The 18157-nt window shown below is 54.2% G+C and carries 19 protein-coding genes; 9 read left to right on the top strand and 10 right to left on the bottom strand.

The genetic code is table 11. The features are described 5' to 3' along the window. Nucleotides 1-68 precede the first annotated feature (68 nt). The 3 genes from pfkA to cpxP all read right to left on the bottom strand — a co-directional run bounded on the left by pfkA (nucleotide 69) and on the right by cpxP (nucleotide 2751). Nucleotides 69-1031: a 6-phosphofructokinase gene (pfkA, locus tag HMPREF0201_RS21635; RefSeq protein WP_016538914.1), complete on the bottom strand. Its 963-nt coding sequence runs from the start codon at nucleotides 1029-1031 to the stop codon at nucleotides 69-71. A 183-nt stretch (nucleotides 1032-1214) separates the two neighbouring features. Further along, entirely contained in the window at nucleotides 1215-2117 is a 903-nt protein-coding gene (fieF, locus tag HMPREF0201_RS21630) for a CDF family cation-efflux transporter FieF (RefSeq protein WP_016538913.1), read from the bottom strand. 124 nt (nucleotides 2118-2241) lie between these two features. Continuing rightward, nucleotides 2242-2751 carry a cell-envelope stress modulator CpxP gene (gene cpxP / locus HMPREF0201_RS21625; protein ID WP_016538912.1) on the bottom strand — a complete coding sequence of 170 codons (510 nt, stop codon included), beginning with the start codon at nucleotides 2749-2751 and terminating at the stop codon, nucleotides 2242-2244. Between the two features lie 150 nt (nucleotides 2752-2901). Here cpxP and cpxR point away from each other — a divergent pair, with 150 nt between their 5' ends. From cpxR to trmL, 3 genes are all read left to right on the top strand, one after another. Next, complete coding sequence (cpxR, locus tag HMPREF0201_RS21620) at nucleotides 2902-3600, top strand: envelope stress response regulator transcription factor CpxR (protein WP_016538911.1); 699 nt, start codon at nucleotides 2902-2904, stop codon at nucleotides 3598-3600. Continuing rightward, nucleotides 3597-4967 carry an envelope stress sensor histidine kinase CpxA gene (cpxA, locus tag HMPREF0201_RS21615; protein WP_016538910.1) on the top strand — a complete coding sequence of 457 codons (1371 nt, stop codon included), beginning with the start codon at nucleotides 3597-3599 and terminating at the stop codon, nucleotides 4965-4967. The genes cpxR and cpxA overlap by 4 nt, the downstream gene beginning before the upstream one ends. 81 nt (nucleotides 4968-5048) lie before the next feature. Beyond that, on the top strand, nucleotides 5049-5522 hold the full coding sequence (trmL, locus tag HMPREF0201_RS21610; RefSeq protein WP_016538909.1) for a tRNA (uridine(34)/cytosine(34)/5-carboxymethylaminomethyluridine(34)-2'-O)-methyltransferase TrmL: 474 nt from the start codon (nucleotides 5049-5051) through the stop codon (nucleotides 5520-5522). Here the strand turns inward: trmL and cysE are convergent. The 5 genes from cysE to HMPREF0201_RS21585 all read right to left on the bottom strand — a co-directional run bounded on the left by cysE (nucleotide 5519) and on the right by HMPREF0201_RS21585 (nucleotide 8663). Next, the gene (gene cysE / locus HMPREF0201_RS21605; RefSeq protein ID WP_016538908.1) at nucleotides 5519-6334 is read right to left on the bottom strand and encodes a serine O-acetyltransferase; all 816 of its coding nucleotides are present in this window, start codon (nucleotides 6332-6334) and stop codon (nucleotides 5519-5521) included. The genes trmL and cysE overlap by 4 nt on opposite strands. 78 nt (nucleotides 6335-6412) lie before the next feature. Next, nucleotides 6413-7432: an NAD(P)H-dependent glycerol-3-phosphate dehydrogenase gene (gpsA, locus tag HMPREF0201_RS21600; protein ID WP_016538907.1), complete on the bottom strand. Its 1020-nt coding sequence runs from the start codon at nucleotides 7430-7432 to the stop codon at nucleotides 6413-6415. Continuing rightward, nucleotides 7432-7899 (bottom strand): protein-export chaperone SecB, encoded by a 468-nt coding sequence (secB, locus tag HMPREF0201_RS21595; RefSeq protein WP_016538906.1) that lies wholly within the window; start codon nucleotides 7897-7899, stop codon nucleotides 7432-7434. The genes gpsA and secB overlap by 1 nt, the downstream gene beginning before the upstream one ends. A gap of 57 nt (nucleotides 7900-7956) precedes the next feature. Then, complete coding sequence (grxC, locus tag HMPREF0201_RS21590; protein ID WP_016538905.1) at nucleotides 7957-8208, bottom strand: glutaredoxin 3; 252 nt, start codon at nucleotides 8206-8208, stop codon at nucleotides 7957-7959. Between the two features lie 23 nt (nucleotides 8209-8231). Then, complete coding sequence (locus HMPREF0201_RS21585; protein WP_016538904.1) at nucleotides 8232-8663, bottom strand: rhodanese-like domain-containing protein; 432 nt, start codon at nucleotides 8661-8663, stop codon at nucleotides 8232-8234. Nucleotides 8664-8912: 249 nt separating this feature from the next. On the opposite strand from HMPREF0201_RS21585, the gene gpmM reads away from it, so the two are divergent. The 3 genes from gpmM to HMPREF0201_RS21570 are packed head-to-tail and all read left to right on the top strand — an operon-like array spanning nucleotide 8913 to nucleotide 12671. Next, nucleotides 8913-10460 carry a 2,3-bisphosphoglycerate-independent phosphoglycerate mutase gene (gpmM, locus tag HMPREF0201_RS21580; RefSeq protein ID WP_016538902.1) on the top strand — a complete coding sequence of 516 codons (1548 nt, stop codon included), beginning with the start codon at nucleotides 8913-8915 and terminating at the stop codon, nucleotides 10458-10460. Nucleotides 10461-10469: 9 nt separating this feature from the next. Beyond that, the gene (gene envC / locus HMPREF0201_RS21575) at nucleotides 10470-11732 is read left to right on the top strand and encodes a murein hydrolase activator EnvC (protein WP_016538901.1); all 1263 of its coding nucleotides are present in this window, start codon (nucleotides 10470-10472) and stop codon (nucleotides 11730-11732) included. A gap of 48 nt (nucleotides 11733-11780) precedes the next feature. Further along, nucleotides 11781-12671: a divergent polysaccharide deacetylase family protein gene (locus HMPREF0201_RS21570; RefSeq protein ID WP_016538900.1), complete on the top strand. Its 891-nt coding sequence runs from the start codon at nucleotides 11781-11783 to the stop codon at nucleotides 12669-12671. A gap of 42 nt (nucleotides 12672-12713) precedes the next feature. Here the strand turns inward: HMPREF0201_RS21570 and tdh are convergent, their stop codons facing one another. Continuing rightward, complete coding sequence (gene tdh / locus HMPREF0201_RS21565) at nucleotides 12714-13739, bottom strand: L-threonine 3-dehydrogenase (protein ID WP_016538899.1); 1026 nt, start codon at nucleotides 13737-13739, stop codon at nucleotides 12714-12716. A gap of 10 nt (nucleotides 13740-13749) precedes the next feature. Beyond that, nucleotides 13750-14946, bottom strand: a complete 1197-nt coding sequence (kbl, locus tag HMPREF0201_RS21560) for a glycine C-acetyltransferase (protein ID WP_016538898.1) — start codon at nucleotides 14944-14946, stop codon at nucleotides 13750-13752. Between the two features lie 215 nt (nucleotides 14947-15161). On the opposite strand from kbl, the gene rfaD reads away from it, so the two are divergent. Genes rfaD through rfaC form a run of 3 tightly spaced genes read left to right on the top strand, consistent with a single transcriptional unit; the run spans nucleotide 15162 to nucleotide 18119 of the window. Beyond that, nucleotides 15162-16094, top strand: a complete 933-nt coding sequence (gene rfaD / locus HMPREF0201_RS21555; protein WP_016538897.1) for an ADP-glyceromanno-heptose 6-epimerase — start codon at nucleotides 15162-15164, stop codon at nucleotides 16092-16094. Nucleotides 16095-16110: 16 nt separating this feature from the next. After that, complete coding sequence (rfaF, locus tag HMPREF0201_RS21550; RefSeq protein ID WP_016538896.1) at nucleotides 16111-17160, top strand: ADP-heptose--LPS heptosyltransferase RfaF; 1050 nt, start codon at nucleotides 16111-16113, stop codon at nucleotides 17158-17160. Then, nucleotides 17160-18119: a lipopolysaccharide heptosyltransferase RfaC gene (gene rfaC, locus HMPREF0201_RS21545; RefSeq protein WP_016538895.1), complete on the top strand. Its 960-nt coding sequence runs from the start codon at nucleotides 17160-17162 to the stop codon at nucleotides 18117-18119. The genes rfaF and rfaC overlap by 1 nt, the downstream gene beginning before the upstream one ends. Nucleotides 18120-18157: the final 38 nt, after the last annotated feature.

The raw sequence follows: 18157 nt of genomic DNA, 5'->3' as shown, positions 1-18157 counted from the left end.
TATAACTTTTGGAGATATAACAACCCATAAAAAAACCGGGCCAGGCCCGGTTTCTGAGAAAAATACTCTTAGTACAGCTTCTTAGCGCAGTCCAGCCAGTCACCTTTGAATGGACGCTTCATATTTTCGATGGCGTCAATAATGTCATGGTGAACCAGTTTTTCATTCTGGATGCCGACGCAACGACCACCGAAGCCCTGCAAAAGCAGCTCGATAGAGTAGGCACCCATGCGGGAAGCCAGAATGCGATCGTAAGCTACCGGAGAACCGCCACGCTGAATGTGGCCCAGAACGGTCGCGCGGGTTTCACGCTTGGTTTCGGTTTCGATATATTTCGCCAGCTCGTCCACGTCGCAGATGTGCTCGGTGATAGCCACAATCGCGTGTTTCTTACCTTTGGCAATCCCGGCTTTAATTTCTGCCACCAGATCTTCACGGCTGAATTCTACTTCTGGCAGTACCACAAACTCGCAGCCACCGGCGATAGCCGCAGCCAGAGTCAGGTCGCCACAATAACGGCCCATCACTTCCACAATGGAGATACGCTGGTGGGAAGAAGAGGTGTCACGCAGGCGGTCAATGGCTTCAACGACGGTTTCCAGCGCGGTGAAGTAGCCGATGGTGTAGTCGGTGCCTTTGATATCGTTATCAATGGTGCCAGGTAAGCCGATGCACGGGAAGCCCATTTCGGTCAGGCGCATCGCGCCCAGGTAGGAACCGTCGCCGCCGATAACAACCAACGCATCGATACCGCGCTTTTTCAGGTTATCGATAGCCACTGCACGAACATTTTCGTCGCGGAATTCCGGGAAGCGAGCTGAACCCAGGAATGTGCCGCCACGGTTGATCATGTCGGACACGCTATAGCGGTCCAGCTGCACCATACGGTCTTCATACAGGCCCAGGTAGCCGTCATAGACGCCCATGACTTCCAGACCTTCTGACAATGCCGCACGCACTACGCCGCGAATTGCCGCATTCATGCCCGGCGCATCACCGCCACTCGTCAACACACCAATTTTTTTGATCATGACTACCTCTGAACTTTGAAAGCAAAATTAATCCTGGTGCCGGAAACCGCTGCGGGCAATCCGAAGCCTCGACTCTGCAGCAAATAGTATAACAACGGCTTCCTGCTGAATTGATTCAGGTCAGGCCAACTGGCGGTACTTTGTGCAAAAACTGCCCGTTAGCACCAACCTTCCAACGTAAAACTAAAGCTCGAAATGTCCCTGTCGCCCGGTCGGTACGACCGAGCAAGGATCCTGGTGGATAATGACATCCGACCCCGGAAAATGATGAAGGATCGCCTGTTCCACCTGTTCGGCGATAATATGCGCCTGAACCAGCGGCAAATTATCTTCCATTTCAATATGAAGCTGTATAAAGCGGGTCGGCCCTGACTGCCGCGTTCGAAGATCGTGTGCCCCTCTTACCCCGGGCCACGTATTCACGATATCGATAATAGCCTGGCGCTCCTCATCCGGTAACGCCCGATCAAGCAGCGATTGCACGGCTTCATAACCCATTTGCAACGCGCTATATAAAATGTAGACGCCAATGCCCAATGCAAACAGCGAATCCGCGCGGTGCCAGCCGTACCAGGACAGAGCCAGCGCAATAAGAATTGCGCCATTCATCATAACATCAGACTGATAATGAAGCATATCTGCCCGGACGGCCTGGCTTTGAGTTTTTCGCACCACCCAGCGCTGAAAGGTCACCAGAATTAAGGTACTTAACAGCGCAACGACCGTCACGGCGATGCCGATACCGGGATCCTTCATTGGGGAAGGGTCGGCAAGATGCTGAATACCTGTCAAAAACAGGAATAATGCCGACCCTGAGATAAACATGCTTTGCGCAAGCGCGGCAAGCGACTCTGCTTTGCCATGACCGAACGTGTGTTCTTCATCTGCCGGTTGCAGCGAATAGCGCACCACCAGCAGATTGGTCAGCGAGGCGGCAATATCGACCAGCGAGTCCACCAGCGCCGCCAGAATACTGACCGAACCGGTGTACCACCAGGCAAAAATTTTAATGATCAGCAGCAGCAAGGCCATGGCGGTCGCTGCTATCGCGGCCCGGCTAACCAACTGCCCATATTGTTGATTCATGGAGGCTCCCGCAGGTGAATGCGGCTAGTATAGCGGATCCCGCTCTGGGCTTTGGGCAAAAAAAACCCGCCTGGGTAGGCGGGGAAGACAGGGATGGTGTCTATGGCAAGGAAAACAGGGTTTGTTACTGGTTACTACGGTTACTGCTACTACTCATTGCCTGCAGCGAAATGCCCTGCTGCTGGTCCGACAGTTCACGGAGATTATCCATGCGCTGCTGGTGTTTCTCATTTAAAGCGGACTGCTGTTCCGGGCTTAACAAGTGGTACATTTGGTTGCGTACTTTTGCCATCTCTACCTGGCGGGCAACCTGTTCTTGTGCCATTTTTTCAGCCTGGGCTTTTACTGCCGCTTCATCAAATTTATCTGCGGTGATCAGCCTATGCATGATCTCCATTTCGCTAACATTAACGGGTGGGCTATCATGCCTTGCCCGTTGCATAAGATCGCGCATCTGTTGGCGCTGCTGTTCGGTCAAACTTATGCCGTCAAACATATGATTCTGAGCGTTACTGCGCTTTGCCAGATTGTCGCTTTGCGGCCAGTTAACGCCGGTCTGTAAATCAGCGGCCTGGCTGGCTAAAGAGATAAACGCCAGCGTTGAGGCCATGACGGCAGCGGTAACATTGCGCATCACTTGCTCCCAAAATCTTTTGTGCTGCGATTCAACGAGAGCCAGTCTACGATTCCCGCTGCAAACTAGCGTCAGGGGGTGTAAAACAACGTAAAGTCATGGATTAGCGCCGCTTGATGACGTAATTTCTGCCTCGGAGGTAATTTCACAATGAATAAAATCCTGTTAGTTGATGATGACCGAGAGCTGACTTCCCTGCTAAAGGAATTGCTCGACATGGAAGGTTTTGACGTAACTGTCGCCCACGACGGCGAGCAAGCGTTGGCCCTTCTGGACGACAGCATCGACCTGTTATTGCTCGACGTAATGATGCCGAAGAAAAACGGTATCGATACCTTGAAAGAGCTTCGCCAGACACACCAGACACCAGTCATTATGCTTACCGCACGCGGGAGCGAACTTGACCGCGTACTCGGCCTTGAGCTGGGTGCCGATGACTATTTGCCAAAACCCTTTAACGACCGCGAGCTGGTTGCGCGTATTCGCGCCATCCTGCGTCGCTCACACTGGAGCGAGCAACAACAAAACAGCGACAGCAGTTCTCCAACGGTAGAGGTGGACGGGCTGAGCCTGAACCCGGGCCGTCAGGAAGCGAGCTTCGATGGCCAGGCGCTGGATTTAACCGGCACCGAGTTCACCCTGCTCTATCTTCTGGCCCAGCATCTTGGTCAGGTAGTTTCACGTGAACATCTTAGCCAGGAAGTCCTCGGTAAACGCCTGACGCCATTCGATCGCGCAATCGATATGCATATTTCCAACCTGCGCCGCAAATTGCCGGATCGCAAAGACGGTCACCCGTGGTTTAAAACATTACGTGGTCGCGGCTATCTGATGGTTTCCGCTTCATGATAAGTAGCCTTACCGCGCGCATTTTTGCCATCTTCTGGCTGACGCTGGCTCTGGTACTGATGTTAGTTTTAATGCTGCCAAAGCTGGATTCACGCCAGATGACCGAGCTGATGGAGAATGAGCAACGTCAGGGCTACATGATTGAGCAGCACGTCGAAGCCGAGCTGGCGACCGATCCGCCCAATGATTTAATGTGGTGGCGGCGTCTGTTTCGCGCCATCGACAAATGGGCACCTCCTGGCCAGCGCCTGCTGCTGGTCACCAGCGAAGGGCGAGTCATTGGCGCCCAACGCAACGAAATGCAGATCATCCGTAACTTTATCGGCCAGTCCGATAACGCCGATCATCCCCAGAAAAAGAAATATGGCCGGGTTGAGCTTGTTGGCCCATTTTCGGTACGAGATGGCGAAGATAACTACCAACTTTATCTAATTCGCCCCGCCAGCAGCTCACAGTCCGACTTTATCAACCTGCTGTTCGACCGGCCTCTGCTGTTGCTGATTGTCACCATGCTGGTGAGCTCTCCGCTGCTGCTGTGGCTGGCATGGAGCCTGGCAAAACCGGCTCGTAAGCTGAAAAACGCGGCGGATGAGGTTGCGCAGGGGAATTTGCGTCAGCATCCTGAGCTGGAAGCCGGGCCGCAGGAGTTCCAGGCCGCAGGCGCCAGCTTTAACCAGATGGTGACCGCGCTGGAAAGAATGATGACGGCGCAGCAGCGGCTGCTGTCCGACATCTCTCATGAGCTTCGTACTCCGCTCACTCGACTGCAGCTTGGTACTGCCCTGCTTCGCCGCCGCAGCGGTGAGAGTAAGGAGCTGGGGCGTATAGAAACCGAAGCTCAGCGGCTGGATGGCATGATCAACGATTTACTGGTTATGTCGCGTAATCAGCAGAAAAATGCGCTGGTTAGCGAAACCATGAAGGCAAACCAGATCTGGACGGAAATGCTGGATAACGCCGCTTTCGAAGCCGAACAGATGGGTAAATCTCTGGAAATTACCTATCCACCCGGTCCGTGGCTGATGTACGGCAACCCAAATGCGCTGGAAAGTGCGCTTGAGAATATCATTCGCAACGCGCTGCGCTACTCGCATACTAAAATTGCCGTTAACTTCTCCGTGGATAACCAGGGCATTACGGTGACGGTTGACGATGATGGCCCGGGCGTCAGCCCGGAAGATCGCGAGCAAATTTTCCGCCCGTTCTACCGCACCGATGAAGCACGCGACCGCGAATCCGGCGGCACCGGCCTTGGCCTCGCTATCGTTGAGACTGCGGTACAGCAGCATCGCGGCTGGGTCAAAGCAGATGACAGCCCGCTAGGCGGCCTGCGCCTGACGCTCTGGCTGCCGCTTTATCACCGTTAACAAGCAGGCTCTACGGAGCCTGTTTTCATTTCTGCTTAGCAGCAATTTTGCTATTCTGCGCCCCTTGTCGATGGGGGTTGTATGTTAAATATCGTTTTGTTTGAGCCAGAAATTCCGCCCAATACCGGGAACATTATTCGCCTGTGCGCAAATACCGGGTTTCGGTTGCACATCATTGAGCCAATGGGATTTCCCTGGGATGATAAGCGCCTGCGTCGCGCCGGACTGGATTACCACGAATTTACTACCGTTCTGCGCCATCGCGACTACAGCGCGTTTCTGGAGGCAGAAAAGCCCCAGCGCCTGTTTGCTTTAACCACCAAGGGAACGCCAGCCCACAGCGCGGTGAGTTATCAAGAAGGGGATTATCTGATGTTTGGCCCGGAAACCCGCGGGCTACCTGCCGAGATCCTGAATGCGATGCCGCCGGAGCAAAAAATTCGCATCCCGATGATGCCCGACAGCCGCAGCATGAACCTGTCGAACTCGGTTTCTGTTGTAGTGTATGAAGCCTGGCGCCAGCTGGGATACCGCGGCGCCGTTCTCAGAAGCTAGATACCGTCTCCGAACTCGAAGCCGATGCTGTTGAAGTGCTGATCCATATCCATCGACGGCTTGTCGCTTTCCGGCGTGCCGACGATTCTTGCCGGTACGCCAGCGGCAGTGGTATGCGGTGGAACCGGCTGTAACACGACGGAACCCGCGCCAATTTTAGCGCCCGTTCCCACTTCAATATTGCCGAGGATCTTCGCCCCGGCGCCAATCATCACGCCTTCACGGATCTTCGGATGGCGGTCGCCGCTGGTTTTCCCGGTGCCGCCCAGCGTCACAGATTGCAGAATCGAGACGTCATTTTCTACTACCGCCGTTTCACCGATCACAATGCCGGTAGCGTGGTCGAGCATAATCCCGCAGCCAATTTTTGCCGCCGGATGAATATCCACCTGGAAAGAGACGGAAACCTGATTCTGCAAGAAAATCGCCAGCGCCTGGCGCCCTTCCAGCCAGAGCCAGTGCCCGATGCGGTAAGCCTGCAGCGCATGGAAGCCTTTGAGGTAAAGCAGCGGCGTGGAGTATTTATCCACCGCCGGGTCACGGGTGCGCACCGCCTGAATATCACAGGCCGCAGAGGCTATCATTTGCGGGTCGGCCGCATAAGCCTCTTCAACCACTTCACGAATCGCAATCGCCGGCATGATGGGCGAAGCCAGTTTGTTGGCAAGCATATAGCTCAGCGCATTCCCGAGATTTTCATGCTTGAGCAGCGTCGCGTGATAAAAACTGGCCAACATGGGTTCACAATCCGCTAGCGCGCGCGCTTCGGCTTTAATATTGCTCCACACCAAATCCAGTTCTTCAGATGACATTGCTCTCTCCAGACAGAAAAACAACGCCCGACACCAGGGTCGGGACGTTTCAGTTATTGCGGTGAATTAAACGATCCGTCAGTTGCCGCTTCGTTCATCCTTACGGGTACGACCAAGCAACGTTAATGCTGCCTCGCGCGCGTTTTTTCCGCAATACAATACCTGATAAATTTCCTCGGTTATTGGCATTTCAACACCTACCCGCGCTGCCAGCTCGCGAACTTCTTTGGTGTTGCGATACCCTTCAACCACCTGGCCGATTTTCTGCTGCGCACCGTCCACATCCATACCCTGACCCAGCATCATGCCAAAGCGACGGTTGCGGGATTGGTTATCGGTACAGGTCAACACCAGGTCACCCAGGCCCGCCATCCCCATAAAGGTTTCAGGCGAAGCGCCAAGCGCGCTGCCCAGACGCGTCATCTCTGCAAGACCACGGGTAATGAGCGCGGTACGAGCGTTAGCGCCAAAGCCGATGCCGTCAGACATCCCTGCGCCGATGGCAATAACGTTCTTCACCGCCCCGCCCAGCTGTACGCCGATAAAATCGGGATTGCTGTAGACGCGGAAGCTTTTACCACAGTGCAGCAGATGCTGGAGGTCGTCGGCAAACTGGTCGTCTGTCGCCGCAAGAGCAATAGCCGTCGGCAAACCTGCGGCCAGCTCTTTAGCAAAAGTCGGCCCGGAGATAACGGCCAGTGGCACATCATCGCCCAGCGCTTCGCGAGCAACATCCTGCAATAAGCGGCCCGTTTCTGCCTCAAGGCCTTTAGTTGCCCAGACAATACGCGCATCGTGGCGCATCAGAGGTTTGATTTGGCGCAGCACCTGCCCGAACACATGACTCGGGACAACAACCAGAATATTGCGGCTGGCCGCCAGGGCAGTGGCTAAATCACTCTCCAGATGGAGCGTATCGGGGAAAGGAACATCCGGCAGGAACGCAACATTACAGCGATCGGCCTGCAGCGTTGCGATATGTTGAGCATCGTGCCCCCACAACACAACGTGGTGGCCGTTTCTCGCCAGGGTGATGGCGAGAGCGGTGCCGTAAGAACCGGCACCGATCACAGTCATTGAAGCATTAAGGCTGTTCATCAGGCATCCTGATGGTTTTCAGCACCTTCGCCAGCTTGCTGCTGCAGATAGCTCATGAACAGCGCATCAAAGTTAACCGGTGCAAGGTTCAGCTGAGGGAAAGTACCGCGAGAAACCAGGCTAGTGATACATTCACGCGCATACGGGAACAGGATGTTCGGGCAGTATGCACCCAGGCAATGCGCCAGCTGATTCCCGTCGATACCTTCAACAGAGAAAATACCGGCCTGCTGCACTTCGCACAGGAAAGCGGTGTCTTCGCCAAGCGTTGCGGTCACGGTTACGCGCAGCACCACTTCATACACGTTATCAGCCAGCTGGCTGGACGCGGTATCGAGATCCAGTTTAACTTCCGGCTGCCAGTCTTTTTGGAAAACGTGCGGCGCATTTGGTGCTTCAAAAGAAACATCCTTGGTGTAAACACGCTGAATCTGGAAAGCCATTTCTGCATTATTTTGTTCTGACATTGTTAACCCTTAAAATTTAAACGTCCTTAATCTGCGATACACGGCAGACAAACCGCACTAGCTCAGCAGGGGATCGAGTCCACCACGCGCATCCAGTGCGTACAAGTCATCGCAACCGCCAATGTGCTGTGCATCAATAAAAATCTGCGGAACCGTGGTGCGGCCACTGCGCTTGATCATCTCTTCACGCTTAGCGGCATCGCCGTCGATAGGCAATTCCTGGAACGTCACCCCTTTGCTATTGAGCAGGGCTTTTGCGCGGTGGCAAAACGGGCAGGTCGCTTTAGTGTAGAGTTCAATATTCGCCATGGTTTACCTCAGTCTGTTCCAGATTATTTACCGCGAACCAGCGGCAGGTTTTCCCCGCTCCAGCCGGCGATGCCTTCTTTCAGCAGTGATACCTGCTCAAAACCTGCTTTATTTAACAGTGCGGCAGACTCTTGTGAAGAGACGCCGTTGGCGCACACCACAATCACCGGCTTCGCTTTGTGTTTTTCCAGCTCACCGAAATTGCCGCTTTTGATTTCAGTTGGCAGCACGTTCAGCGAGTTAGCAATGTGGCCTTTACGGAAATCGTCACGCTGGCGCACATCAACAACTACCGCGTCTTCTTTGTTAATTAAGCGGGTAGCTTCACCACGGGTAATGACTTTAACTTTGGAGGTTAACCCCTTAAAGGTCATGAAAAGTACCGCGGCCAGCAAACCGACCCACGCCAGACTAAGTATGGGGTGACGGCCAACGAATTGCATAATTTCTTGCATGGGGGGTAGTAACTCCCGACTAAGTAATGATGAGAAAACCAGGTGGGGAGTATACCTTCGCGTTGTGGCAATTACAGCCAGTCTGAATAATGTTATGTGGATTCTGCGTGCTGTTACGGAAAAAAAGAACCGGACTGAAGCAATCCGATCGCCATCCAACCCCTTTCTTTGATCTTCTGCGGCTATTTGCCGGGATCGCCTGTAGTAAAATTACGCAAATTTTTTGTCTTTGACTCAGAGGTTGTTGCAATGTCGGTTACTAAAAAACCTATGGTTCTGGTGATTCTCGATGGCTACGGCCACCGTGAAGAGCAGCAGGATAATGCCATTCTTAATGCTAAAACTCCGGTGATGGATAGCCTGTGGGCTCAACGCCCGCATACCCTGATCAACGCTTCAGGGCTTGAAGTTGGCCTGCCTGACGGGCAAATGGGTAACTCCGAAGTTGGCCACGTAAACCTGGGCGCAGGGCGTATTGTTTACCAGGACCTGACTCGCCTGGACGTTGAAATTAAAGAACGTACTTTCTTTGCTAATCAGGTGCTTACCGCTGCCGTAGACAAAGCAGTTGCCGCAGGAAAAGCCGTTCACATTATGGGGCTGACTTCCGCAGGCGGCGTTCATAGCCACGAAGATCACATCCTTGCGATGATCGAGCTGGCGGCCGAGCGCGGGGCCGAAGCTATCTATCTGCACGCTTTCCTCGACGGCCGCGATACGCCGCCGCGCAGCGCTGAATCTTCGCTGAAAAAATTTGCTGATAAATTTGCCGCTCTGGGCAAAGGCCGTGTCGCCACCGTGATTGGCCGCTACTACGCGATGGACAGGGATAACCGCTGGGATCGTGTTGAGCTGGCTTATGACCTGATGACTCAGGCCAAAGGTGAATACCAGGCCGAAACGGCGGTCGCCGCTCTGGAAGCCGCCTACGCGCGTGATGAGAATGACGAATTCGTCAAACCAACCGTTATCCGCGCCGCCGGTGAAGCCGAGTCCATCATGAACGACGGCGATGCACTGATCTTCATGAACTTCCGTGCCGACCGCGCCCGCCAGATTACCCGCGCCTTCGTTAACACCGACTTTGACGGCTTCAGCCGTAAAAAAGTCGTTCAGTTTGGTGATTTCGTGATGCTGACTGAATACGCTGCGGATATTAAAACTGCCTGTGCTTATCCACCAGCCTCCCTGAGCAATACCTTCGGCGAGTGGATGGCGAAGCACAACAAAACCCAGCTGCGTATTTCCGAAACCGAGAAATATGCTCACGTTACCTTCTTCTATAACGGCGGTGTGGAAGAGCCGTTTGCCGGTGAAGACCGCGTGCTGGTGAACTCACCGAAAGTAGCAACCTACGATTTGCAGCCGGAAATGAGCTCGGTAGAACTGACCGACAAGCTGCTTAGCGCCATCAACAGCGGTAAGTACGATACCATCATCTGTAACTACCCGAATGGCGATATGGTTGGCCACACCGGCGTTTATGAAGCGGCTATTTCTGCGGTCGAAGCGCTGGATAACTGCGTTGCTCAGGTGGTTAAAGCCGTTGAAGCCGTTGGCGGCCAGTTGCTGATCACCGCAGACCACGGCAACGCCGAACAAATGCGCGATCCGGCTACCGGCCAGGCGCACACCGCCCACACCAGCCTGCCGGTTCCGCTGATTTATATTGGCGAGAAAAATCTGAAAGCGGTAGAAGGCGGCAAGCTGTCCGACATCGCGCCAACCATGCTGAGCCTGATGGGCATGGAAATCCCGCAAGAGATGACTGGCAAGCCGCTGTTCATCGTGGAATAATCCCTCCCCATGAGGGGAAAGGCGATTTTTTCAAACACCTGGGCTGTGAAGCCCGTTATCTACGCCAGCGTGCTCAGCGCTGGCGTCTTGTTATGCTCTTTTTCCAGTCACGCCGATGACAAACAGCAGCTACAGTCTATTCAGCAGGATATCGCCGCCAAAGAGCGCGCGGTACGCCAGCAGCAGCAACAGCGATCGGTTCTGCTGGCTCAGTTGAAGACTCAGGAAGAAGCGATTTCTGCCGCCAGCCGTAAGCTGCGCGAGACGCAAAACACGCTCGCTGATTTAAATAATCAAATTGCCACCCTGAATAACTCTCTCGCAAAGCTGCAAAAACAGCAGGCAACCCAGGAACGCAACCTGGCGGCCCAGCTGGATGCCGCATTCCGTCAGGGACAGCATACCGGTCTTCAACTGATCCTCAGCGGTGAGGAAAGCCAGCGTGGCCAGCGCCTGCAGGCCTATTTTGGCTATCTCAATGCCGCACGCCAGCAGACAATCGAAGAGTTAAAGCAAACCAAAGCGGAAGCTGCGCAGCAAAAGTCCGAGCTGGAAGGCAAACAAAGCGAACAGCAAACGCTGCTTTATGAGCAACAGGCGCAGCAGGCCAAACTAGAAAGCGCACGCAACGAACGCAAGAAAACCCTCGCCGGGCTGGAGTCATCCATCCAGCAAGATCAGCAGAAACTGAGCGAGATGCGCCAAAACCAGAGCCGCCTGCAAAACCAGATTGCCCGCGCGGAAGCCGCAGCCAAAGCACGTGCCGAACGCGAAGCGCGAGAAGCAGAGCAGGTTCGCGACAAACAGCAGCAGGCGTCGAACAAAGGCACCACCTACAAGCCGACCGAAAGCGAGCGTTCGCTGATGTCCAGAACCGGCGGGCTGGGCTCCCCTCGCGGCCAGGCGTACTGGCCGGTTCGCGGTTCGTTACTTCATCGTTATGGCGAACAGCTGCAAGGTGAACTACGTTGGAAAGGTATCGTTATCGGCGCGTCAGAGGGAACGGAAGTTAAAGCCATTGCTGACGGGCGCGTTATTCTTGCCGACTGGCTGCAGGGCTACGGCCTTGTGGTGGTAATCGAGCATGGTAAAGGCGATATGAGTCTCTACGGCTACAACCAGAGCGCATTGGTCAGCGTGGGCACCCAGGTGCGCGCGGGCCAGGCTATCGCGCTCGTGGGTAGCAGTGGCGGCCAGGGCCGTCCGTCACTCTATTTCGAAATTCGTCGCCAGGGCCAGGCAGTGAATCCACAACCGTGGTTGGGAAGATAAGTTTTGCCTCAGTTTCGCACCTTTTTTTTCGCCGCCGCCAGCGGGCTAATGCTGGCAACAACCGCCTGGGCCGGTAAGCTCTCGATAGTTATCGATGATTTTGGCTATCGCCCTCAGCAGGAAAATCTGGTTCTGGCTCTGCCGACCAATGTCTCCGTCGCCGTCCTGCCCAACGCTCCTCACTCCCGTGAAATGGCCACCAAAGCTCATAATGCCGGTCATGAAGTGCTTATCCATCTGCCAATGGCTCCGCTGAGCAAGCAGCCTCTGGAGAAAGATACGCTGCGCCCGGATATGAGCAGCGAGGAGATAGAACGCATTATTCGTGATGCGGTGAATAAAGTGCCTTACGCGGTCGGGATGAACAACCATATGGGCAGCGCTATGACCTCCAGCCTGTTCGGCATGCAAAAGGTCATGCAGTCCCTGGAGCAATATAATCTCTACTTCCTCGATAGCATGACCATCGGCAACAGCCAGGCCACGCGCGCCGCGGCCGGAACCCGGGTGAAAGTGATTAAGCGTAAAGTGTTTCTCGACGATACCCAGAACGAAGCGGATATTCGCTTCCAGTTTAATCGGGCGATTCAGCTGGCCCGTAAAACCGGCTCGGCCATTGCTATCGGCCACCCGCATCCAGCGACCGTTCGTGTATTGCAGCAGATGATTTATAACCTGCCGCCGGACATCACTCTGGTGCGGCCGAGCAGCCTGCTGAACGAGCCTCAAATTGACACCTCCACGCCGAATACCGCGCAGCCGGGCAAGCAACAGCCACCACGTAACCCGTTCCGGGGCGTGAAAATTTGTAAGCCGAAAAAGCCGCTTGAGCCGGTGTATGCGACGACCTACTTCAAAGTATTGAGCGAGAGTATTAGCGAAAGTTCGCTGGTGAAGTATTTACAGCATCAGTGGCAGGGCTGGGGAAAGCAGGTCTGATTGCGGAAGAAGCCAGAGGACTTATGTCCTCTGGCTGCACGATTAATCCCAGCTCAGGATGACTTTACCGGATTGCCCGGAACGCATCGCATCAAAGCCTTTCTGGAACTCATCAATTGAGAAGCGGTGGGTAATGATTGGCGAAAGATCCAGACCGGACTGAATCAGAGCCGCCATTTTATACCAGGTTTCAAACATTTCCCGCCCGTAGATACCTTTAATAAACAGCCCTTTAAAGATAACTTTTGTCCAGTCGATAGACATATCGGACGGCGGAATACCCAGCATCGCAATGCGGCCGCCGTGGTTCATAGTGTCCAGCATGGCGCGGAACGCAGGAGGTGCACCGGACATCTCCAGACCGACGTCAAATCCTTCGGTCATCCCCAGCTCGCTCATCACGTCCTGCAGGCTTTCTTTGCTGACGTTAACCGCGCGGGTAATACCCATCTCACGAGCCAGCTCCAGGCGATATTCGTTCACGTCGGTAATGACAACGTTACGCGCCCCAACGTGTTTTGCTACCGCAGCCGCCATGATACCAATTGGGCCAGCTCCGGACACCAGCACATCTTCGCCCACCAGATCGAACGAAAGTGCGGTATGCACTGCGTTGCCGAATGGGTCAAAGATAGAGGCCAGGTCATCGGAGATATTGTCCGGAATTTTGAACGCATTAAACGCCGGGATAACCAAATACTCGGCAAAACAGCCAGGGCGGTTGACGCCAACGCCAGTGGTGTTGCGGCACAGGTGGGTACGCCCGCCGCGGCAGTTACGGCAGTGGCCGCAGGTGATGTGCCCTTCGCCAGAAACGCGGTCGCCAATTTTAAAACCTTTCACTTCCTGGCCAATACCCACCACTTCGCCCACGTATTCGTGGCCGACAACCATCGGCACTGGAATCGTTTTTTGCGACCATTCGTCCCAGTTGTAGATGTGCACGTCGGTGCCGCAGATGGCGGTTTTACGGATTTTGATTAACAAATCGTTATGGCCCATTTCCGGCTTGGGCGCATCCGTCATCCAGATACCTTCTTCTGCTTTCAGTTTTGCTAATGCTTTCATGACCGCTCCCTTAAGCGATAACGCCTAATTGCTTACCGATACGCGTAAACGCATCCACCGCACGTTCAATTTGCTCAGGGGTATGCGCCGCCGACATTTGGGTGCGAATACGCGCCTGACCTTTTGGCACCACCGGGTAGAAGAAGCCGGTGACGTAAATACCTTCTTTTTGCAGTTCACGAGCAAAGTTCTGCGCCACTACCGCCTCGCCCAGCATCACCGGAATGATTGCGTGGTCAGCCCCTGCGAGGGTAAAGCCCGCAGCGCTCATTTTTTCACGGAACAGGCGGGCGTTAGACCACAGACGCTCACGCAGGTCGGCGCCTGAAGCCAGCATCTCGAGCACTTTAATGGAGGCGGCAACAATGGCCGGAGCCAGAGAGTTGGAGAATAAATACGGGCGGGAACGCTGACGAAGCCACTCAATCACTTCTTTGCGGCCTGCGGTATAACCGCCGGATGCGCCGCCGAGCGCTTTACCTAAAGTACCGGTGATGATATCCACGCGATCCATCACTTCGCAGTATTCATGAGTCCCACGCCCGTTTTCGCCGACAAAACCGACGGCATGGGAGTCATCCACCATCACCAGCGCGTTGTATTTGTCCGCCAGATCACAAACGCCTTTCAGGTTGGCAATCACGCCGTCCATGGAGAACACGCCGTCGGTAGCAATCATGACGTGGCGAGCACCGGCCGCACGCGCTTCTTTGAGGCGAGCCTCCAGTTCCTGCATGTCGTTGTTGGCATAGCGGTAACGCTGGGCTTTGCACAAGCGAACGCCGTCGATGATTGACGCATGATTCAGCGCGTCAGAAATGATGGCGTCCTCCGGGCCGAGCAGCGTTTCAAATAGCCCGCCGTTGGCGTCAAAGCAGGAGGAATACAGAATCGCATCATCCATTCCAAGGAATTCCGCCAGCTTGCCTTCCAGCGCTTTATGGCTGTCCTGAGTTCCGCAGATAAAGCGCACAGAAGCCATACCAAACCCGTGCTTGTCCATTCCCTGCTTAGCTGCTTCAATCAGCTGCGGGTGGTTAGCCAGTCCCAGATAGTTGTTGGCGCAGAAGTTGATAACGTGGCTGCCGTCGGCAACGGTGATATCCGCATTCTGGGCGGAGGTGATAATACGCTCTTCTTTAAATAACCCTTCCGCACGAGCCGTCTCGAGCTGGGAGGTCAACTGCTTGTAAAAATCTTCGCGCATCGCGATTCTCCAGGCATGGCAAATTTCGGCACATATTACCCAAACCTATACCAGGAGACGAGATTACGCTTCAGGGAATCTGATTTTTGCAGGATAAATCACGAGGGTGAAAAACTTCCGCTCATTAGGCGGGTCTTTAATTGTAATGGTATGATAAGAGCCATTAGCGCATCGGGCATTTGGCCTGAAAGCCCCATTTATTAAAGGTTAAGCTTATGATTATCGTAACTGGCGGCGCCGGAATGATCGGCAGCAACATTGTTAAATCCCTGAATGATCAGGGCTACCGGGATATCCTGGTTGTCGACAATCTGAAGGACGGCACCAAGTTCGCCAACCTGGTTGACCTGGATATCGCCGACTATATGGATAAGGAAGACTTCCTGATCCAGATTATGGCCGGTGAAGAGTTTGGCGATATCGAAGCTATCTTCCACGAAGGTGCCTGCTCTTCCACCACCGAGTGGGATGGCAAGTACATGATGGATAACAACTATCAGTACTCCAAAGAGGTGCTTCACTATTGCCTGGAGCACGAAATTCCGTTCCTGTATGCCTCTTCCGCAGCCACTTACGGCGGCCGCAATAAAGACTTCATTGAATCCCGTGAGTTTGAGCAGCCTCTGAACGTTTACGGCTACTCAAAGTTCCTGTTCGACGAATATGTACGCCAGATCCTACCTGAAGCCAACTCACAGGTTACCGGCTTCCGCTACTTCAACGTCTACGGACCGCGCGAAGGCCACAAAGGCAGCATGGCAAGCGTAGCATTCCACCTTAATACCCAGTTAAACAACGGCGAGAACCCAAAACTGTTTGAAGGCAGCGACAGTTTCAAACGTGACTTCATCTATGTGGGCGACGTGGCTGCCGTCAATCTGTGGTTCTGGCAGAATGGCGTGTCAGGTATTTTCAACTGCGGAACAGGCCGTGCAGAGTCCTTCCAGGCCGTAGCGGATGCCGCACTGGCGTTCCACAAGAAAGGCAGTATCGAGTACATTCCTTTCCCGGATAAGCTGAAAGGCCGCTACCAGGCTTACACCGAAGCCGACTTAACAAACCTGCGCGCCGCCGGCTACGACAAGCCGTTTAAAACCGTAGCCGAAGGGGTTGCGGAGTATATGACATGGTTAAATCGTGACGCATAAGCAGGCCAACTGAAGCATGAAAATTCTGGTGATTGGCCCGTCATGGGTGGGCGACATGATGATGTCGCAAAGTCTCTATCGCACGCTCAAGGCGCGTTATCCCCAGGCGATAATTGATGTGATGGCACCCGCGTGGTGCCGTCCATTATTATCCCGCATGCCGGAAGTTAACGAGGCAATAGCCATGCCGCTCGGCCACGGCGCGCTGGAAATCGGCGAACGTCGCCGTCTTGGCCACAGCCTGCGTAATAAGCACTACGATCGCGCTTACGTCCTGCCAAACTCGTTCAAGTCCGCTCTGGTTCCCTTCTTTGCCAAAATCCCTCATCGCACCGGCTGGCTTGGCGAAATGCGCTATGGCCTGCTCAACGACAGCCGGAAGCTGGACAAACAGGCGTGGCCGCTAATGGTGGAACGCTATGTCGCTCTTGCATACGACAAGGGCGTGATGCAATCCGCCAAAGACTTACCCCAGCCGCTTCTGTGGCCTAAGTTACAGGTTAATGAGGGTGAAAAAGCGCAGACCTGCGCCGCCTTCAATCTCGACCAGCAGCGCCCGATGATAGGTTTTTGTCCTGGTGCAGAGTTTGGCCCGGCTAAACGCTGGCCACATTATCATTACGCGGATCTGGCAGCCAAACTCATCGATGCTGGCTATCAGGTCGTGCTATTTGGCTCAGCCAAAGACAAAGATGCGGGTAACGATATTCTCGCCACGCTTACTACCGAACAGCAGGCCTGGTGCCGTAATCTTGCCGGTGATACTCAGCTTGAACAGGCCGTTATCCTGCTCTCCGCCTGCCAGGGCGTAGTGACTAATGATTCCGGCCTGATGCACGTTGCCGCCGCGCTAGGGCGCCCCCTGGTGGCGCTATATGGCCCAAGCAGCCCTGACTTCACGCCGCCGCTGTCCCACAAAGCAAAAGTAATCCGCCTGATTAGCGGCTACCATAAAGTACGCAAAGGTGATGCAGCAGAAGGGTATCACCAGAGCCTGATTGATATTACTCCGGACAGCGTGCTGGTCGCGTTAACCGAGCTGTTAACTACCAGTAAGGAAGACTAATGCGGGTGCTTCTGGTCAAAACGTCCTCAATGGGCGACGTACTGCATTCCCTTCCCGCGTTGACCGACGCGATGCATGCTATTCCGGGTATCAAATTCGACTGGGTTGTTGAAGAAGGTTTCGCTCAGATCCCCGGCTGGCATCCTGCCGTGGAGAATGTGTTTCCGGTCGCTATCCGTCGCTGGAGAAAGAGCTGGTTTGCTTCTGAGACGCGCGCCGAGCGCAAAGCATTCTACCAGACCCTGAAAGCCAGAAAATATGACTGCATTATCGACGCTCAGGGCCTGGTAAAGAGCGCGGCTCTGGTGACTCGTAATGCGCGTGGCATCAAGCATGGCATGGACTGGAACAGCGCCCGCGAACCTTTAGCAAGCCTGTTCTACAACGTAAAACACAGCGTTGCCAAACAGCAACATGCCGTTGAACGTGTGCGTGAGCTTTTTGCCAAAAGTCTGGGCTATAGCAAGCCGCAAACTCAGGGCGATTACGCCATCGCGCGGCATTTCCTGAACAATCTGAACGCCGATAACGGCCAATATGCCGTATTCTTACATGCGACCACTCGGGATGATAAACACTGGCCGGAGACGAACTGGCGAGAGCTAATTGGTCTGCTGGAGGATTCAGGGATTCGCATTAAGCTGCCGTGGGGAGCGCCTCATGAAGAAGCACGTGCAAAAAGACTGGCAGAAGGGTTTGATTTTGTTGATGTGTTACCGAGGATGACGCTCGAGGAAGTGGCTAAAGTGCTGGCGGGGGCAAAATATGTCGTTTCCGTTGATACAGGATTAAGTCATCTTACCGCAGCATTAGACCGGCCGAATGTGACGCTTTACGGACCGACAGATCCGGGTCTCATTGGTGGGTATGGGAAAAATCAGGTCGAGTGTATTTCAACCACTCACGATCTTAACGATCTCGCACCGAAAATAGTTCTACAAAAAATTACTGATGTCTAAAAATTTAACAACCTGGCCACAACATTATAGATAGCAGA

The organism is Cedecea davisae DSM 4568 (genome assembly GCF_000412335.2).
GTDB classification, from domain to species: Bacteria; Pseudomonadota; Gammaproteobacteria; order Enterobacterales; family Enterobacteriaceae; genus Cedecea; species Cedecea davisae.
The sequence above is the reverse complement of the archived record's forward strand: the minus strand, read 5'-3'. Positions and strand labels throughout refer to the sequence as shown.

Bases quoted from the DNA above. Each gene is read 5' to 3' on its own strand.
- pfkA (WP_016538914.1), bottom strand. From the start codon at position 1,031: ATGATCAAAAAAATTGGTGTGTTGACGAGTGGCGGTGATGCGCCGGGC.
- fieF (WP_016538913.1), bottom strand. From the start codon at position 2,117: ATGAATCAACAATATGGGCAGTTGGTTAGCCGGGCCGCGATAGCAGCG.
- cpxP (WP_016538912.1), bottom strand. From the start codon at position 2,751: ATGCGCAATGTTACCGCTGCCGTCATGGCCTCAACGCTGGCGTTTATC.
- cpxR (WP_016538911.1), top strand. From the start codon at position 2,902: ATGAATAAAATCCTGTTAGTTGATGATGACCGAGAGCTGACTTCCCTG.
- cpxA (WP_016538910.1), top strand. From the start codon at position 3,597: ATGATAAGTAGCCTTACCGCGCGCATTTTTGCCATCTTCTGGCTGACG.
- trmL (WP_016538909.1), top strand. From the start codon at position 5,049: ATGTTAAATATCGTTTTGTTTGAGCCAGAAATTCCGCCCAATACCGGG.
- cysE (WP_016538908.1), bottom strand. From the start codon at position 6,334: ATGTCATCTGAAGAACTGGATTTGGTGTGGAGCAATATTAAAGCCGAA.
- gpsA (WP_016538907.1), bottom strand. From the start codon at position 7,432: ATGAACAGCCTTAATGCTTCAATGACTGTGATCGGTGCCGGTTCTTAC.
- secB (WP_016538906.1), bottom strand. From the start codon at position 7,899: ATGTCAGAACAAAATAATGCAGAAATGGCTTTCCAGATTCAGCGTGTT.
- grxC (WP_016538905.1), bottom strand. From the start codon at position 8,208: ATGGCGAATATTGAACTCTACACTAAAGCGACCTGCCCGTTTTGCCAC.
- HMPREF0201_RS21585 (WP_016538904.1), bottom strand. From the start codon at position 8,663: ATGCAAGAAATTATGCAATTCGTTGGCCGTCACCCCATACTTAGTCTG.
- gpmM (WP_016538902.1), top strand. From the start codon at position 8,913: ATGTCGGTTACTAAAAAACCTATGGTTCTGGTGATTCTCGATGGCTAC.
- envC (WP_016538901.1), top strand. From the start codon at position 10,470: ATGAGGGGAAAGGCGATTTTTTCAAACACCTGGGCTGTGAAGCCCGTT.
- HMPREF0201_RS21570 (WP_016538900.1), top strand. From the start codon at position 11,781: ATGCTGGCAACAACCGCCTGGGCCGGTAAGCTCTCGATAGTTATCGAT.
- tdh (WP_016538899.1), bottom strand. From the start codon at position 13,739: ATGAAAGCATTAGCAAAACTGAAAGCAGAAGAAGGTATCTGGATGACG.
- kbl (WP_016538898.1), bottom strand. From the start codon at position 14,946: ATGCGCGAAGATTTTTACAAGCAGTTGACCTCCCAGCTCGAGACGGCT.
- rfaD (WP_016538897.1), top strand. From the start codon at position 15,162: ATGATTATCGTAACTGGCGGCGCCGGAATGATCGGCAGCAACATTGTT.
- rfaF (WP_016538896.1), top strand. From the start codon at position 16,111: ATGAAAATTCTGGTGATTGGCCCGTCATGGGTGGGCGACATGATGATG.
- rfaC (WP_016538895.1), top strand. From the start codon at position 17,160: ATGCGGGTGCTTCTGGTCAAAACGTCCTCAATGGGCGACGTACTGCAT.